The 16,690-nt window shown below is 53.4% G+C and carries 17 protein-coding genes; 12 read left to right on the top strand and 5 right to left on the bottom strand.

From position 1 onward, the window contains the following. Positions 1-451 precede the first annotated feature (451 nt). From L6H70_RS21220 to L6H70_RS21210, 3 genes are read left to right on the top strand one after another with little or no spacing between them, the layout of a single operon-like run. The gene (locus tag L6H70_RS21220) at positions 452-706 is read left to right on the top strand and encodes a FeoA family protein (protein ID WP_236336115.1); all 255 of its coding nucleotides are present in this window, start codon (positions 452-454) and stop codon (positions 704-706) included. Continuing rightward, positions 703-1,434 (top strand): FeoB small GTPase domain-containing protein, encoded by a 732-nt coding sequence (locus L6H70_RS21215; RefSeq protein ID WP_236336114.1) that lies wholly within the window; start codon positions 703-705, stop codon positions 1,432-1,434. Before L6H70_RS21220 ends, L6H70_RS21215 begins: the two co-directional genes overlap by 4 nt. Next, complete coding sequence (locus tag L6H70_RS21210; protein ID WP_236336113.1) at positions 1,412-2,821, top strand: nucleoside recognition domain-containing protein; 1,410 nt, start codon at positions 1,412-1,414, stop codon at positions 2,819-2,821. Before L6H70_RS21215 ends, L6H70_RS21210 begins: the two co-directional genes overlap by 23 nt. A gap of 519 nt (positions 2,822-3,340) precedes the next feature. Here the strand turns inward: L6H70_RS21210 and L6H70_RS21205 are convergent. Then, positions 3,341-4,756, bottom strand: a complete 1,416-nt coding sequence (locus L6H70_RS21205; protein ID WP_236336112.1) for an aminotransferase-like domain-containing protein — start codon at positions 4,754-4,756, stop codon at positions 3,341-3,343. Between the two features lie 182 nt (positions 4,757-4,938). On the opposite strand from L6H70_RS21205, the gene L6H70_RS21200 reads away from it, so the two are divergent. The 4 genes from L6H70_RS21200 (at position 4,939) to glpX (ending at position 8,644) form a co-directional block, all read left to right on the top strand. After that, positions 4,939-5,871, top strand: a complete 933-nt coding sequence (locus L6H70_RS21200; protein WP_236336111.1) for a DMT family transporter — start codon at positions 4,939-4,941, stop codon at positions 5,869-5,871. Between the two features lie 272 nt (positions 5,872-6,143). Then, positions 6,144-6,764, top strand: a complete 621-nt coding sequence (locus L6H70_RS21195) for a helix-turn-helix transcriptional regulator (RefSeq protein WP_279306783.1) — start codon at positions 6,144-6,146, stop codon at positions 6,762-6,764. Positions 6,765-6,782: 18 nt separating this feature from the next. Next, positions 6,783-7,583: a pyruvate, water dikinase regulatory protein gene (locus tag L6H70_RS21190; RefSeq protein ID WP_236336108.1), complete on the top strand. Its 801-nt coding sequence runs from the start codon at positions 6,783-6,785 to the stop codon at positions 7,581-7,583. Positions 7,584-7,648: 65 nt separating this feature from the next. Then, the gene (gene glpX, locus L6H70_RS21185) at positions 7,649-8,644 is read left to right on the top strand and encodes a class II fructose-bisphosphatase (RefSeq protein ID WP_206103425.1); all 996 of its coding nucleotides are present in this window, start codon (positions 7,649-7,651) and stop codon (positions 8,642-8,644) included. A gap of 119 nt (positions 8,645-8,763) precedes the next feature. On the opposite strand, the gene L6H70_RS28930 is transcribed toward glpX, so the two are convergent. Continuing rightward, the gene (locus L6H70_RS28930) at positions 8,764-9,942 is read right to left on the bottom strand and encodes a YsnF/AvaK domain-containing protein (protein WP_236336106.1); all 1,179 of its coding nucleotides are present in this window, start codon (positions 9,940-9,942) and stop codon (positions 8,764-8,766) included. Positions 9,943-10,279: 337 nt separating this feature from the next. Here L6H70_RS28930 and L6H70_RS21175 point away from each other — a divergent pair, with 337 nt between their 5' ends. The 4 genes from L6H70_RS21175 to L6H70_RS21160 all read left to right on the top strand — a co-directional run bounded on the left by L6H70_RS21175 (position 10,280) and on the right by L6H70_RS21160 (position 13,927). Beyond that, complete coding sequence (locus L6H70_RS21175; RefSeq protein WP_206103423.1) at positions 10,280-10,591, top strand: (2Fe-2S) ferredoxin domain-containing protein; 312 nt, start codon at positions 10,280-10,282, stop codon at positions 10,589-10,591. Positions 10,592-10,750: 159 nt separating this feature from the next. Continuing rightward, on the top strand, positions 10,751-11,599 hold the full coding sequence (locus L6H70_RS21170) for an AraC family transcriptional regulator (protein ID WP_236336105.1): 849 nt from the start codon (positions 10,751-10,753) through the stop codon (positions 11,597-11,599). A gap of 279 nt (positions 11,600-11,878) precedes the next feature. Continuing rightward, positions 11,879-12,868: an aldo/keto reductase gene (locus L6H70_RS21165; protein WP_236336104.1), complete on the top strand. Its 990-nt coding sequence runs from the start codon at positions 11,879-11,881 to the stop codon at positions 12,866-12,868. Between the two features lie 150 nt (positions 12,869-13,018). Beyond that, entirely contained in the window at positions 13,019-13,927 is a 909-nt protein-coding gene (locus L6H70_RS21160) for an aldo/keto reductase (RefSeq protein WP_236336102.1), read from the top strand. Between the two features lie 67 nt (positions 13,928-13,994). On the opposite strand, the gene L6H70_RS21155 is transcribed toward L6H70_RS21160, so the two are convergent. The 3 genes from L6H70_RS21155 to L6H70_RS21145 form a co-directional block, all read right to left on the bottom strand. Further along, positions 13,995-14,429 (bottom strand): hypothetical protein, encoded by a 435-nt coding sequence (locus L6H70_RS21155; protein ID WP_236336101.1) that lies wholly within the window; start codon positions 14,427-14,429, stop codon positions 13,995-13,997. A gap of 75 nt (positions 14,430-14,504) precedes the next feature. Then, the gene (locus L6H70_RS21150; protein ID WP_206103419.1) at positions 14,505-15,236 is read right to left on the bottom strand and encodes a ZIP family metal transporter; all 732 of its coding nucleotides are present in this window, start codon (positions 15,234-15,236) and stop codon (positions 14,505-14,507) included. Positions 15,237-15,322: 86 nt separating this feature from the next. Beyond that, positions 15,323-15,847, bottom strand: coding sequence for a GNAT family N-acetyltransferase (locus L6H70_RS21145; RefSeq protein ID WP_236336100.1), 525 nt, complete (start codon positions 15,845-15,847; stop codon positions 15,323-15,325). Between the two features lie 218 nt (positions 15,848-16,065). On the opposite strand from L6H70_RS21145, the gene L6H70_RS21140 reads away from it, so the two are divergent. Then, positions 16,066-16,641: a dihydrofolate reductase family protein gene (locus L6H70_RS21140; RefSeq protein WP_236336099.1), complete on the top strand. Its 576-nt coding sequence runs from the start codon at positions 16,066-16,068 to the stop codon at positions 16,639-16,641. The last annotated feature ends 49 nt before the right edge of the window (positions 16,642-16,690 follow it).

Below are 16,690 nucleotides of genomic sequence, written 5' to 3'. Positions count from 1 at the left end.
ACGGGCTACGATCTATTACGCTGGAGTCGTTCTGGAGTCACGCCCGACTACGCTGGAGTTATGCTGGTACCACGTTGGATTCATGTTGGAGTCATGCTAGATTCATGCTGGATCCGCGCCGGACTTCGATCTATTACGCTGGAGTCATGCTGGAACCAAGCCGGACTACGACCTATTACGCTGGAGTCATGCTGGTACCACGCTAGATTCATGCTAATCTGCCGCAGATTCATCTGCGACTTCTTTAAACCCTTGCCTTATTTGCAGCATTTGCTGCACTTCAGGCAGGGGTTATTTTATTTTTCCCTAGGGAAACTTTTTTGTTGCAGGGACAAAGTTGTTTACGTATACTAATATTGTGGCACAGTACAATAATCTATCATCAGCGCACAACTTATACTTATTTCGTCCATATATTCATCATAAATCCATAATGAAAGAAGGAACTGCTATGGCTGGAGCCGGTATCCCCTTGTCTGAAGCATCGAACGGCAGTATGCTGCGCATCAGCGGCATTGAAGTTCAGGGCGTGCTGCGAAGAAGGCTGCTCGACCTCGGTTTTGTGGTCGGCAATGCCGTTGAGGTGCTGCGGCGCAGTCCGCTTGGAGATCCCATCGCTTTTCGGGTAAGTAATACGACCATTGCCCTGCGGCGGGAAGAAAGCTCGTTGATTTACGGACATTTGATTGGAGGTGAAGGGGCATGAGCCACTATACGGTTGCTTTTGCCGGCAATCCCAATACAGGGAAGAGCACGCTTTTTAACCTGCTGACCGGCCTGCGCCAGCACACCGGCAACTGGGCAGGCAAGACCGTCATTACCGCCGAGGGTGAATTCACCCATAACCAGCATGTCTACCGCGCCGTGGATCTTCCGGGTACGTACTCGCTGTACTCCAATTCCGCAGATGAAGAGGCCGCCAGGGACTACATTATTTTTGAACAGCCGGATGTGACACTGGTCGTACTGGATGCCACTTCGCTGGAGCGCAATCTCAACCTTGCCCTGCAGGTGCTTGAAATCACGGGACGGGCGGTAATCTGCATCAACTTGATTGATGAAGCTAAGAAGCTTGGCATTGACATCAATTTAAAAGCGATCTCGAAAAGACTCGGTGTCCCGGTCGTTGCGATCTCGGCACGTAATGAGATCGGGATCGAGGCGCTATTGAATCAGCTGGAGCGTGTAGCGACGGGCGCCTTCACCGGGAAGCCGCTGCAGATCACTTACAGCGAGGACATTGAGCGGGGTATTGCCGAGCTGATTCCTCTGGTAGAGCAAACTGTTGGCTCGCGGTATCCGGCACGCTGGATTGCCCTGCGGCTACTGGATGGTGACAACAGCCTGCTGACTTCGCTCAAAGCCCATATGAGAGGGAGCAAAAGATACGAAACGAAGGAGGTGGCCGGCCATGGAGTCACCGCATGTCATTAAGGGTCCGGACCCGATGGATTCTCTGCTGTCTGCAGCCAAGAAGCTCGCAGACAAGGGCGCGATCCGCGATGAAATCGTCAGCGGAATTTACGGGGTATCGGCAGGTATCTGCAGCGATGCCGTCACCTACCAGGATAGAAAAAAACTCGGCAGCACCTATAAGCTTGACCGGATCGTTACCTCCAGACTCTGGGGATTCCCGATCATGCTTGCCGGACTTGGTCTCGTGTTCTGGATTACGATTGCCGGGGCCAACTATCCTTCCGGCTGGCTGGCCTCGCTCTTCGGCTGGATCGAAGGTTATCTGACAGCCGGATTTGAAGCGGTGAATGCCCCCTCCTGGCTGCATGGTGTGCTAGTGCTGGGACTCTACCGGGGAACCTCCTGGGTCATCAGCGTGATGCTGCCGCCGATGCTGATTTTCTTCCCGGTCTTTGCGCTGCTGGAGAACTTCGGTTATCTGCCGCGTGTCGCCTTCAACATGGACCGCCTGTTCAAGAAATCCGGTGGACACGGCAAACAGGCCTTGACGATGTCGATGGGCTTCGGCTGCAACGCCGCCGCTATCCTCTCCACCCGCATCATTGAATCGCCCCGAGAACGGATGCTGGCGATTCTGACCAACAACTTCGTACCGTGCAACGGCCGCTGGCCTACCCTAATTCTGCTGTCCTCCATGTTCATGGTCGGGGCTGCCACAACCGGTGCACTCCGTACCTTCTCGACTGCCCTCGTCCTGATGGGCATTGTGCTGATCGGCATCACCGTCACCCTGACTGTGTCCTGGGTCATGTCCAAAACCGCACTCCGCGGGGTGCCGACCCACTACACACTGGAGCTTCCGCCTTACCGCCGGCCGCAGATCTGGAAGACGATTGTGCGCTCCTCCAAAGAAAAATCGCTGAACGTACTGACCCGCGCCATCATCGTCGCCGCTCCTGCTGGGATCATTACCTGGGTACTCGGTAATGTAGTAGTCGGCGGGGACAGCGTGCTTAACCATATGGCTGCCTTCTTTGATCCGTTTGCCCAGCTGCTGGGCATGGACGGCTTTATCATCATGGCCTTTATTCTCGGACTCCCTGCCAATGAGATCGTGCTGCCGATTCTGCTGATGGGGTATATGTCCTCAGGTGCGATGGTTGACGTTGATGGGCTCGGCAGCATCAAGGACATTTTCCTGAGCCATGGCTGGACCTGGCTGACCGCACTGAATATGATGCTGTTCTCCCTGCTCCACTATCCGTGCGGCACAACCCTGGTGAATATTTATAAGGAGACCAAGAGCCTGAAATGGGCGGTCCTCTCCGCCGTCATCCCGCTTGGCATCGCCATCACCGTAACCTTTGCCGTAGCGCAAATCGTTCGGTTGCTCGGCTGGGTATAAGGATTCAAAGCAATGCAAAAGGACCAGCAGGTATTCCGGCTGGTCCTTTTAATGATAGGGAATGAACGCCATAACGCGTACATTCTGTAACACCTCATTGGCTGCATCAGCTCATTAAACACACCTATCTTTACATAAGCTGATCCGGCTTCCCGCTCCCGCAGGACCACCAACGTTAATCCGTCGACAGTAGAGGTCAGCGGCTTCCCTGTGAACGAAATTGAGCGGGGCAAAACAGTTCAAGAGTATATGTGCCAGGGACACCGGTTTCAGCCAATTCAAAGGGATTTATCCCTTTAATTCCGCCCTCCACCCCGGTTTCAGCCAATTCAGAGGGATTTATCCCTCTAATTCCGTCCTCCACCCCGGTTTCGGCCAAATCAAAGGGATTTATCCCACTAATTCCGCCCTCCGCCCCGATTCTGGCGAATTCAAAGGTATTTATACCTCTCAATCAACGCCACACTCCTCATACTCATACTCATACTCATCCTCATCTTCCCATCCCCCGCCTTACACTCACAGCTCACGCGCCAGCTTCATCAGGCGCCGCATCCCTTCCCGCAGCAGCGTTTCACTGGCAAAGGAGTAGCTTAGGCGCAGCCGGGACTTCATCTCTCCCAGCGGATCACACAGCTCACCGGGGACAAAAGAAATCGACTGTTCCATGCTGCGCGCAAACAGCGCTGAGGCAGAAACGGAATCCGGCAGCTTCACCCACAGGTTCAGTCCGCCCTCCGGTGCGGTCCACTCCCAGCCGCTTGATGCCAGCTCCTCCTCCATAATCTCCTTATGCACCTGCAGCGCAATCCGCAGCTTGCCCAGATGCTGCTGCAGGCGCGGCGAGGTGTAATAGTGCAGAAAAATCTTCTGGTTGAGCAGCGGGGAACCGTTGTCGGCCAGGGATTTAGCGGTGATCAGCCGCTCCATAAACGGATGGCGGCAGGCCACTGCACAAATCCGCAGTCCCGGAGCCACATACTTGCTGAAGCTGCTGATATAAATGACCCAGCCCTCGGTATCGTAGGCAAAAAACGGCGCCGGAGGCGCCTCCCCGAAATAGATATCGCGGAAGGGATCATCCTCCACCAGCAGGCAGCGGTACTGCTCCGCCAGCTCTACCAGCTGCTTGCGCTGCCGCGCCGGAACGGTGTAGCCGGTCGGGTTGTGATGAGTCGGATTCATATAGAACATCCGCGGCTTAAATTTACGCATCAGCGCCTCCACCGCCTCCAGATCATAACCCTCAGGTGTGATCTCCACCGGAATCAGCCGGGCACCCGCCCGGCGAAAAATATCCAAAGCCACGCTGTACGTCGGACGCTCCACGAGCACAGGGTCCATCGGCCCGAGCACAAGTCCGGCAATCAGATTGATGGCCTGCTGCGCCCCTGAAGTGATTAACAGCTCCTGCGGCGACAGCTGCAGCCTGTAATGCTTATGGAAATGCTCACTCAGCGTCTCACGCAGCTCGTCATCCCCCTGCACCGAAGAATAAGTTCCCATGACCTTCGGATAGAGATCGAACACCTTTTTGACATAATCAGAAAGAAAGAGGTTCGGCAGCAGACCTGGATCAATCAGCGCCTGGGAGAATTGGTAGGTCACCGGCATCCGCTGGATATCGGACATGGGGTTGGTCAGTGAATAAGCCGGCACAGCGGCTCCTTCAACCGTTCGTTCCTCCCGCAGCAGGTTAGCCGGTGAGACATAATATCCGGACTTGTCTTTTACATATACCTTGCCGCTGTCAGTCAGCTCCCTGTAGGCCTTGAACACCGTCAGCCGGTGCACCTTCAATTCCTCGGCCAGCCCGCGGATCGACGGCAGCTTATCATGGGCCTTCCACTCTCCCCGCTCCATCCGGTTCAGCATATATTCATAGACCTGCCGGAAGAGCGGATGGCTCTGGTCCTCTTTTGCCGGTTGCTTCATTAGCCTGCACCCTCTCCTCAATTCTCAGTTTACCCGTTTCACACTTTCACAGTTTCCCCTATTGTACAGCATCCCGGCCTGCATCTGTTCTGTTACTTATTAACTGTTCTGTGCCTGGCCGTTTATGATGAATCAAACGCTTCACCGGACTGCCATATCAACCTAACAAAGGGGAACTGCACATGATTATGCTCGCTTATTCGCTTGTCTGTCTGATTTTCGGTACTACTTTTCTTGCGATTAAAATCGGGGTCGATGCCGGGGCACCGCCTTTTTTCTCCGCAGGGCTGCGTTTCTTCCTGGCAGGAGCTGTTCTGTTTCTCTGGATGGCCGTCAAAGGCAAAGCAAGCTTCTCCCTGCTGCTCCGCAAAGAAATGCTGATCACCGGAGCCGCGCTGACCTTTGGCACCTTCTCCGCACTGTACTGGGCTGAGCAATATGTATCCTCGGGGCTTGCTGCGGTACTGTCGGCTACAGGCCCGATGATGATCCTGCTGATGCAGACCGCTTTTCTCCGGCAAAAAGCTCCCTCATACTCTATGTACGGCTGCATCATCGGCTTCACCGGCGTCCTGCTGCTCGTGCTCCCAAGCCTGGTGGTCGATATCTCTCCCCTGTGGCTTATCGGCTGTGTTGTCGTACTGATCGGGGAATGCTGCTACGCTGCGGGTGCGATTTATTCCAAAAAAGTGACCACGGCCTTCTCCGGTGTCTCGCCGGTTGCACTGAACGCCGCGCAAATGATGTACGGGGGAGCGCTGTTATTCATCCTCTCACTGGCCACCGAAAATGTGCATCCCGAAGTCCTGCTCTCCTTCAAAACCGCCGGGTCGCTGCTCTATCTCACCGTCATCGGCTCTATGGTCGGACATACTCTGTTCTACTGGCTGGTTGCAAGGACCAATCCCGTATTCCCGTCCACCTGGCTGTACATTTCACCGCCGATTGCTGTCGGGGTCGGCTTCCTGTTCTATGACGAGGCCGTCACCTGGATTACCCTGCTTGGTGTGTTCACCATCATCGCCGGAACGGTGCTGGTCAATGCAGGCGCGTTGAAACAGTTATTGTTCAAAAAGCCGTCTTCACCGCCCGTTCTGCCGAAAGATGCCGCTTGATGCTCCTGAGCAGGCACAGATCACCGAAGAGGAAAGCCAGTGTTCTCACTGGCTTTTTTATTATTAAACCCTAATAAATTTATTTATGACGTACTATATGTTGCATTAATGATCATAATTGCGTATTATATACTCAAGTTAGCGGTTATTATTGCCAATAAGACGTCTGAATGAAAGGGGGAATCGGCCACCGGTACTCCTTTTCCTTAGAGGAGCGCCTAATCATATCCGGACAATGGAGGGAACCTGCAATCGAACTGACATCCCGTCAACTGCAAATTATTGATATTGTGAAAAAACGCGCGCCGATCTCCGGCGAGCAAATCGCGGAAAGCCTCAATCTCAGCCGGCCGACCATCCGCAATGACCTGTCCATTCTGGTGATGCTGGAATACATCGATGCCAAGCCGAAGGTCGGCTATTTCCCCGGCCAAAGGTCGGTAAGCAGGCTCGGCAGCAGCTATCTGCTGAAGGAAACCAAGGTCAAGGACATCCAGAGCATCCCGGTGGTGATCCGTGAAACGACCACAATCCAGGATGCCGTCGTTACCCTGTTTCTGCAGGATGTCGGCACACTGATTATCTGCGACGGGGACGGCAAGCTGGCCGGAGTCGCCTCGCGCAAGGATTTTCTGAAGGTAACACTCGGCAATCCGGGTGCGGTATCCATGCCGGTCAGCATGGTCATGACCCGCCAGACCAAGGTAGTAACGGTATCTCCCGAGGACACGGTGCTTGATGCCGCGCATAAAATGATTTTTCACGAGGTAGACAGTTTGCCGGTGGTCGTGCCCGGCGGCGCGGAAGAAACCGTCCCAAGGCTCGATGTGGTGGGCCGGCTGACCAAAACTTCCATCGTTAAGCTTCTCCTCGATCTTGAAGCCAAAGGATAACGGGAGGAATGGAAGCGCATGGAGCAATCTTCGCACTACATCACGATATGCTCAGATTCGATAGGTGATACGGCAGAGGCGGTTGTGCAGGCCGTCATCCACCAATTCCAGAATCAGCGTGTCACAATCAGGAGATACGGCAACGTAAGGCATGAAGAGGAGCTGCGGAAGCTGATGGAAGAAACGGCGCAGCTGCAGGGTTTTGTCGCTTACACACTGGTACAGCCGGAACTTAGGGAAATGATCCGTGAGGAGGCTGTACGCCTTGATCTGCGGATCGTGGATATCATGGGGCCGATGATGCAGGCCTTCATCGACACGTTCGACGATGCGCCCCAGGCCCGGCCCGGACTGCTGCACCAGCTGGACGAGGATTACTTCCGGCGGATCGAAGCGATTGAATTCACCGTCGCCTGCGATGACGGCCGCGATCTGAATGCTATGCTGAAGGCCGACATTGTGCTGCTGGGCATGTCCCGCACTTCGAAGACCCCGCTCAGCATCTTCCTCGCCCACCGGGGCAAAAAGGTCGTCAATTACCCGGTCGTGCCGGAGATCGCTCCGCCGCAGCAGCTTCTGAGCCTGCCGCCAAGCCGGATCATCGGTCTGACGATGAAGCCGGAGTATATGCTCAAGATCCGCTCCGAGCGCCTTAAGGTGCTGGGCCTGCCGGCAGGCTCCCAATATGCCAGCCTCGAACGAATTACCGAGGAAATGGAGCATGCTGCGGTGCTGTTCGCGAAGCTCGGCTGCCCGGTTATTGATATTACCGACAAAGCAATTGAGGAAACCGCCGGCATTATTATGGGCTATCTCTAATCTGTAGTCCGGAAGCAGCGGCGTATAAGTCTTGCACACCAAACCTACACTGGAGGGAATAATATATGGAACGCGAATTGGCACTGGAGATTGTACGGGTAACTGAATTAGGCGCATTATCCTCAGCCCGCTGGATTGGCCGGGGTGACAAGAACGCGGCGGATGATGCTGCTACAACCGCTATACGTTCCATGTTTGATTCCGTCTCCATTGACGGAACCGTCGTGATCGGCGAAGGCGAAATGGACGAGGCGCCGATGCTCTATATCGGGGAACAGGTCGGGAACAAGAACGGCCCTTTGGTTGACGTGGCGGTTGATCCGCTGGAAGGTACAGAGGTGGTAGCCTGCGGGCTGCATAATGCCCAGTCGGTCATTGCCATTGCCGACCGCGGCAGCCTCCTGCATGCTCCCGACATCTATATGGAGAAGCTGGCCTGCGGACCCGAGCTGGCCGGCAGGCTAAGCCTGGAGGATCCGGCCGAGGTTACGCTGCGCAAAGCAAGCATGATCACCGGCAAGGCACTCTCCGAGCTGACGGTAATGGTACTCGACCGCAAGCGGCACGAAGGGCTGATCCGCACCCTGCGCGGGATGGGAGTACGCATTAAGCTGCTCGGCCACGGCGACGTAGCCGGAGCCATCGCGGCGGCGCTGCCGGACAGCGATGTCGATCTGTACATGGGCTCGGGCGGAGCGCCTGAAGGTGTGCTGGCCGCCGCTGCACTGAAATGCCTGGGCGGAGAACTGCAGGGAAGACTGCTGCCAGAGGGACCGTTTGAGATGCAGCGCTGCCTGCTGATGGGTATCGACAACCCGACCCGCGTGCTGTCGATGGAGGATATGGTCGGCACGGGCGACGTGATCTTCGCCGCCACCGGCGTCACCTCCGGTGAGTTCCTCAGCGGCGTCCGCTTCATCGGCAAGGAACGCGCCGAGACGCATTCCGTCATTATGCGGGCGCAGAGCCGGACGATCCGCTATATCCGCAGCATTCATTTCCTGCCCGGCAAGGATATTCCACAGGGCAGGTCTGAGCGGCAGAACTTAGCCTTCATGTAAGCTGACGGCAGGCAGCTGCAATAATTCCATTAAAAAGGGTTTCTCCTAAGTCCTTCTGGACCCGGGAGAAACCCTTTTTAATGATGCTTTAGCTTAATGACTCTGCAGCCTTCACCCGTTTAACGGGTGCGGCTGTGGTCTCTCTGCAACTCGTCGCTGCTATTGACCTTCACATTACCCGTTTTGTCGATCCGGGCTTCCTCGCGTTTCACGGTATCCTTCACCTGCTCTGTACCCTGAATTTCACGTTTATGAACGTCTACTTCACCGGTAACTACTGTATTCTTGCGGACGTCTACCTGTTCCTCGCTCACCGGAATGCGGATCGTTTCATCAGCTCCAATTGGGGTTGAGCTGGAGTCATTGTTGACCGAGCGCCGCTCGATCACAACTTCTTCGCGGGAAACCGGAACGTTGATCGTTTTCTGCTCCTCGACGATCTCTTTATGGACATTAACCTCACCGGTCTGTACCTTGTTTTTGGACACGTCCAGCTGCTCTGCACGCAGGCGCAGTCTGCGGGCTTCATCATCCTCCCGGTCAAACTCACTTAACCGTGCATGATCCCGCTCCCCGATTCCATCAGCTGTGCCGGAGTACACATCTCCCGTCATCCCCGGACGGTTCACATCATCCAGCGCTCTTGTTTCCGGAAGATCATGCACAGATGCTGAATTCATCGTATCGAGTCCGGTATCATTCCGTCCTTCGAGCCCCGATCCGTTAAAGGCAGCATCTACGGTGTCTGTTACAGAACCGCGGGCATTCTCTTCTGCAGTTTCAGTGGTTACATTATTGTCCAAATACCGGTCGGCGTTAGCTGAATTATGGTTACGGAACACTTCATACACGTCATTTGAACGCGAGCTGTCCGCATCCACCATAACCAGAATCCGTCCTTCGTCTACATAGTTATCATAGCTCTCAGCTTCATCTTCCGGAATACCAAGTCCGATCAGCCCGCCGACTAATCCGCCGGTGCCGGCTCCAACGGCTGCGCCTGCTAAGGTCGCTGCAATCGGGCCTGCGGCAATGATCGGGCCGATTCCCGGTATCGCCAGGGCCCCAATTCCTGCCAGCAGTCCGGTTACCCCGCCGAGCAGTCCGCCGGTTGCCGCACCCGAGGCCATGCCTTCTGGTGCTTTGGTTCCTGTCTCGTCGCTGATCGCGTCTACATCCCGTTTATCCCTTGCTATTACGGAGATATCTTCTGTAAGAAATCCCCGGCTTTTCAGATCTTCAATAGCCCGTGAAGCCTCGTGTTCGTTATGGAATACACCAACAATTTTCTTATTCATACGATTCCCTCCTGATAGCATTTTTTTTGTTGATTGGTCTCGTTCACATCTCTTACTTAACCAAACAGCTGCCGGCGAAACTGGAAGTTTGTTAATTCCAAGCAGACTCCTTATATATTTTTTTGAAACAGTTAAAGAGCAAAAAAACGAAAAAACAGACATATTTTCATCAAATATGATCCTGATAAGTTAGATATTCTTACATGAAAATCCCGGTTTTAGGCCATTTGTTAAGCCTTTACGAACAATCCGCAGAGCCTCAATACAATATATGCAAAAGGGACTATACTCCTCGTAAGATATGTTAACGATTTTCACACGACTAAGGAGGCATACCATGAATATGCGTTTAAAGGTTTTAAAAAAGCACCTGCTCTTCTGCTGCAGCGAGCACTGCAACAACCAGGATGTCGAAGATGTGATGCAGGCGTTCAAAGAGCAGTTGGTGGAGCAGGGCATCAACAAAACCGTTAAAATCAACAAAACGAGCTGTCTCGGGCTGTGCGGAAACGGTCCGTTTGTGATTGTGTATCCTGACGGCATCTGGTATTACAATGTAACAACAGAGGATGTGCCCCGTATTGTTGAGGAGCATCTCGTGAACGGCGAGCCGGTAGAGGAACTTGTTATGCTGAAAATGGAAGCTTAGCATTACCTCTGCCTCATCACCTCAAGCAGAAGTCCCCGCCCTTAATCTTAAGGGGTGCTGGGACTTTTTGCGGTTTCTCCGCCGCTGCGAAACTATTGTATAATGGCAATATATCCGCATTCTGTCCAGGACAACCTTATACAGGAAAGAGGCTGAAGCATGGCCATATTTAAATATAATCCGCAGCGTCCGTTCCGCAGCAGCCCCGATCTGCATTTGCATTACTGGGGCTCCGAGCAGTGTGCTCCCGGTCATTCTGTCGGTCCAGGCGTCCGCGACTTATACAAAATCCATTTCATTCACGCAGGTACGGGCAAGGTTTCCGTGGGGGAAGCGACGCATACCCTGAAGGCCGGCCAGGCCTTTCTGACCTATCCGCATATCGTGACCCATTACGCAGCGGACAGCACGGAGCCCTGGACCTACTCGTGGATTGCTTTTACCGGAGAAGAAATTGAATCCTTACTGTCCAAAACCTCCCTATCGCCGGAAAGCCCCGTCTTCCCGATGGATCAGCAGCTCATGCCTGCGCTCTACGACCGGCTGACAGAGGCGGCGGATCAGGCGGAGGGCCTAGATCTGCCGCTCAAAGCGATTATGTATGAGTTCTTCACTATATTGCTCCGTACCGTTCCGGCGGTGAAGGACAGCTTCAGGCTCCCGCGTCAAAAAAGCCTCTACGTTGAGGAGTGCCTCCATTTCCTGCATGCCCATTACTGTGAAAATATCACGGTAGAGATGATGTCCGCTTCCCTAAAGCTGGACCGTAAATACCTCTCTGCCCTGTTTAAGCGGACTGTCGGCCTGCCTCCGCAGCAGTATCTGCTAAATTTCCGGATCGCCAAGGCCTGCGAGCTGCTCGCCGAAACAGGCTGTACCATCGGGGAAATCTCCCGCTCTGTCGGCTACCAGGACCCGCTGCTCTTCTCAAGGATGTTCAAGAAGGTCAAGGGCTGCTCTCCCAAAGAGTACCGCATCCGTCATGAGAATACGGACATTGTTCTATAAAGATCTTCCTTGCTGACATACGCCCAGCCCCGGGATTTCGCTACAATAGAGCATGACCGGGGCTAAAAAACGTAAACGCTTCCGAAGCAAGTTTTGCCCGAAGTGACTCACAGAGGCTTATGCTAAACAAAACTAAGCGTATGCTTCCGAAGCAAGTTTTGTCCGAAGTGACTCATGGAAGATTATGCTTACAAAACTAAGTGTATGCTTCCGATGAGAGTTTTGTCCGAAGTCGATCCGATGAAGTAATGCTAAACAAAACTTTTAGGAGGATTAAACATGTATATCGCCAGTCCTGAACGCTATGACAATATGAAATACAACCGTACCGGCCGGAGCGGCCTGCTGCTGCCGGCTATTTCCCTGGGCCTGTGGCATAATTTTGGGGGCAATGACCTGTTCGAGAACGGCCGCGCTATGGTGCGCCGGGCCTTTGATCTGGGTATCACCCATTTTGACCTCGCCAACAACTACGGTCCGCCTCCAGGCTCTGCAGAAGAAAATTTCGGCCGGATCCTCCGCCAGGACTTCTCCGCCTACCGTGATGAGATGATCATCTCCAGCAAAGCCGGCTATTATATGTGGCCCGGCCCGTATGGAGAATGGGGCTCCAAAAAAAATCTGGTCTCCAGTCTCGATCAGAGCCTGAAGCGGCTCGGCCTTGATTATGTGGATATTTTCTACCATCACCGTCCAGACCCGAACACACCGCTGGAGGAAACGATGGCTGCGCTGGATCTGATCGTCCGCCAGGGTAAAGCGCTGTACGTCGGCATCTCCAATTACAGACCGGTTGAAGCGCGCGAAGCGGCGCAGATTCTCCGACGTCTGGGCACGCCTTGCCTGATTCATCAGCCGAACTATTCCATGTTGTCGCGCTGGATTGAAGACGGCCTGCAGGATGTGCTCGCCGAAGAAGGCATCGGCACCATCGCCTTCTCGCCGCTGCAAAAAGGCATTCTGACCGACCGCTACCTGAACGGAATCGCTCCCGATTCCCGTGCAGCCGGACCCAGTGTATTCCTCTCCGAACAGGAGATTACCGAGGAAGTCATCGGCAAAGTGCGTAAACTGAACGACATTGCTGCTGCCCGCGGCCAGAAAATGTCACAGCTCGCCTTATCCTGGGTGCTGCGCGGCGGCAAGGTTACCTCGGCACTGATCGGTGCCAGCAAGGTAAGCCAGATCGAGGATGCCGTAGCCTCCCTGAACGCCCCTGAATTGAGCGCAGAAGAGCTGGAGCAGATCGAAACTATTTTGCGGGGATAGTCCCCTCCCGGGAGTTACAGATTAGTTAGCCTTCAAGCGAAGACGGCAAATGACACCACACAGCTGACAGGCCGGGAGCAGGTGCATTTGCCGTTTTTTGCTGTAAGGGATGGTATAATGGACACAAAACAGCGCAGAAAGGGATGCAGAATGAACAAAAACCGTTTAGGCCAATCTGAGTTATATGTAAGCGCCATGGGGCTGGGTTGTATGTCCCTGGGAACCGAGGAACCAGCAGCCGTATCCATCATTCATGAAGCGCTGGACCTGGGGATTAACTTCCTCGACACTGCCGATCTTTATGATGAAGGACGGAATGAAGAACTCGTAGGTACAGCCATCCGCCATCGCCGCGGTGATGTTATTCTGGCGACGAAGGTCGGAAACCGCCGGGTGCCCGGCAGGGAAGGCTGGTCCTGGGACCCCTCCAAAGCCTATATCAAATCAGCAGTACATGAGAGTCTCCGCAGGCTGCAGACCGATTATATCGACCTCTACCAGCTGCATGGCGGAACGCTCGAAGACAATATCGATGAGACCATTGAAGCCTTTGAAGAGCTGAAGCAGGAAGGGCTGATCCGGTATTACGGCATTTCCTCCATCCGCCCGAATGTGATCAGAGAATATGTGCAGCGGTCAAGCATCGTAAGTGTGATGAGTCAATACAGTATTCTTGACAGACGCCCGGAGGAAGACATTCTCCCTCTGCTGAAGCAGCATGGCATCAGCCTGATTGCCCGCGGGCCGCTGGCGCGCGGTATCCTGACAGAGAATGGCCGCGCCAAGCTGAAGCAGGATTATCTGGATTACAGTATTCAGGAACTGGCCGGACTGCATGATCAGCTGACACAGCAGACTTCCGGTTCCCGGACGCTGACGCAAGCCGCGCTTCACTATCCGCTCGCACAGTCCCCGGTAGCGACCATCATTCCGGGGGCGAGCAGCATAGAGCAGCTGAGGCTGAACGTAGCGGCAGTGGAGTCCGCACCGCTCTCGCCGCAAGAGCTGGAAACTATCCGTAAGGCCAGCAAGGCGAACGTATACACAGCCCACCGCTAAGCACAGCAAACAGGCTATCCTAAACTGCATATGCAGCCGGGATAGCCTGTTTTGATATTTTTTCAAACTAGCGTTTCTTTCTTAGCCGGAGAATCCAAAGAACCAGTGACAGCAAAAATATCAGCGCTGTAATCACCCAGGTCAGCATAAAAGCCATCCCCAGACCGATATTCGCATCCTCGGATTCCCTGGCATATTCCAACCCCAGCATCACAGCCAGCGGAGCTCCGCTTGCCGCCAGCAGCACTAATGCAGTGTAGCGTGCAAAAGGCGTACGTTTGCGAAAGGAAAAATACAGGCTCAAGTACGCAATGATAAGCAAAATAAAGGTTGTTACAGCTTCCCAGGCTAGTCTATCCATCCAGTTTCCACCCTCCATCTTCAAGCTGACGCTCTGTGAATCGCCGGGATAAAAGCCAGTATAGCGGCTTTTGGAGCGGGACGCAAACTCTGCAGATAAGGGGTATACGGGTACAATTACAAAGACCGCAAAATGTGTCATGAACACCTTAAGCGGTCTTTTTAAATGAAAAAGGAACGTTACTGTACAAGCTCTGAGGAAAGTCTTTCCGGCCCATCAACCAAAAAACTGCGTAATATACACCATCGCCAGCAGCCCGAAGATAAAGGAGTAGGTAGAAGGCCGTTCATAGCCATGACCATGGCTCTCCGGAATCAGCTCCTTGTAGACAATGAAAAGCATCGCTCCAGCGGCAAAAGCCAGCCCGTAACCGACCGCATGCTGCATCGAACTTGCCGTAAAATAGCCGATAACAGCCGAGATCATCTCCATTAGACCGGTCAGTGCGGCAATCCCAAGCGCCTTGCGCCGGGTCGCATTAGAATTCATCAGGAAGATGGCGAGGATCAGACCTTCCGGCATATTTTGCGCCCCGATGGCAATCGCCACCATGGGACCGAGACTGCCTTGTTCACTGGCATAGCTGAATCCTGTGCTGAGGCCCTCAGGAATATTATGAATGAACAGCGCGATCATGACGAGCAGCGCCTTGGAATCCATATTGGTGAACCCCGGTTTGTTCTCAACATCGATATGCGGAATATTGTTCTCAATTAGATCAAGCAGCAGCACCCCGGTGATCAGCCCGAGCGTCAGCGCAATAATTCCTGACTCCCTAATGGCCTGCGGCATTAAGCCGAAGGTCGATGCAGAGACCATGATACCGGCGGTAAAAGCAACCAGCACATCCTTCCACAGCTCGGACAATCTTCGTACGAACAGTATGGGCACTACACCAAGCACCGTAGCCATTGCCGATAAAAAGCTGCCAAGCAGCGCAGTCGCCAAGTCTTTTCCCTCCCGTGGACAGGACTTCATAGACCAAGCTTATGCATCGGGCAGCTTATAATATGACCAAGCTTCCGTTTTTGTCTTCATGGATACAGCAGGAGTTGATTCAGCTCCAGCGTCATCAAATCCTCATCCAGATATACGCCGTCCAGCTTAACCGCCTTCCGCTCGGTACCATAGCAGGTGAATCCCAGCGAAGTGTACAGCCTTTTCGCCGGATCGTTGTCCGAGAATACCGTCAGATTAATCCTTTCCAGCCCCGGCAGCTGCCCGGCCCGGACAATCAGCTCCTTCATCAGCCGGTATCCCAGCTTCTGCTTGCGTACTGCGGGACTCACATACATGGCATAGACATTGCCTTTATGGGAGATTCTCGCCCTGTCCTCCCGGATAAAAGTAACCATTCCCGCCAGCTCATCCTGCTCCGTAAAGCCGCCCAGAGTGAACCTGCCTTCCGCAGGCTCCAGCCTGCTGCGAGTGGTTTCGAGCGGCAGCTCCTTCTCCGCTTCATAGGTGCTCAGAAAAGCTTCCGGATGGTTCAGCAGTGACTCAAGCCGGAGCTCCCGGTACTTTTCGGCATCGGCCGGATTAAGAACTCTTATGTACATGCAGGTAATCTCTCCTTCCGCCTGAAGCAGACTTATTAATTCATATTATCATATCGCCAGACCTTGGCCTTATAAGTACTAAACTGTCGAGGCATTATACTGATGGGCAGGTATCGGGGTTAGCAATCCACAAGAAACAACCCAAGTTGAATCCTGCTAAATGTAAATAATGTATAATGTTGATGTAGATATCCTTCATGATCAAAGGAGAACTGAATATGAGAAAACTAGTTCTATTTCTGCACGCATCGCTTGACAGTTTTGTAGAAGGGCCGAACGGTGAAATGGACATTGGCTGGATTTCCTACGATGCGGATCTGGAGAAACACGCGCAAGAAATTCTGAGCACTGCTGACACTGTCATTTGGGGGCGTGGGACTTATCAGATGATGCACAGTTACTGGCCCTCTGTACTTTCGAACCCATCAGCTTCGCAGCATGAACGGGATCATGCCGAATGGATCGAAAAGACAGCCAAAATTGTTTTTTCCACCACGCTGGAGAAAGTCGAATGGAATAATTCCAGACTCGTAAAAGAAGATATCGAGGAAGAGATCAATAACCTCAAACAGCAGCCAGGCAAGGATATGGTCATCCTCGGCAGTCCTAGGTTTGCACATCACCTTATGGAGCTTGATTTAATTGATGAGTATAAAATTACGGTTTCTCCCGTCCTGATCGGTAAGGGGTTGCCGTTATTCCAGGGTCTCAAGGAGAAGATCAATCTTCAGCTAATCGAAAACAAGACCTTTGATTCTGGAGCCGTAGGTCTCGTCTACCAGACGGTAAGATGACCTTGTCACTTATGGTGATTACCCTAACGGGAAATCTAAGTTCAAACAC

It is taken from the genome of Paenibacillus auburnensis, assembly GCF_927798115.1.
Classification (GTDB): domain Bacteria; phylum Bacillota; class Bacilli; order Paenibacillales; family Paenibacillaceae; genus Paenibacillus_AQ; species Paenibacillus_AQ auburnensis.
Note: the sequence above shows the minus strand (reverse complement) of the source record. Positions and strands in the feature narration are given on the sequence as shown.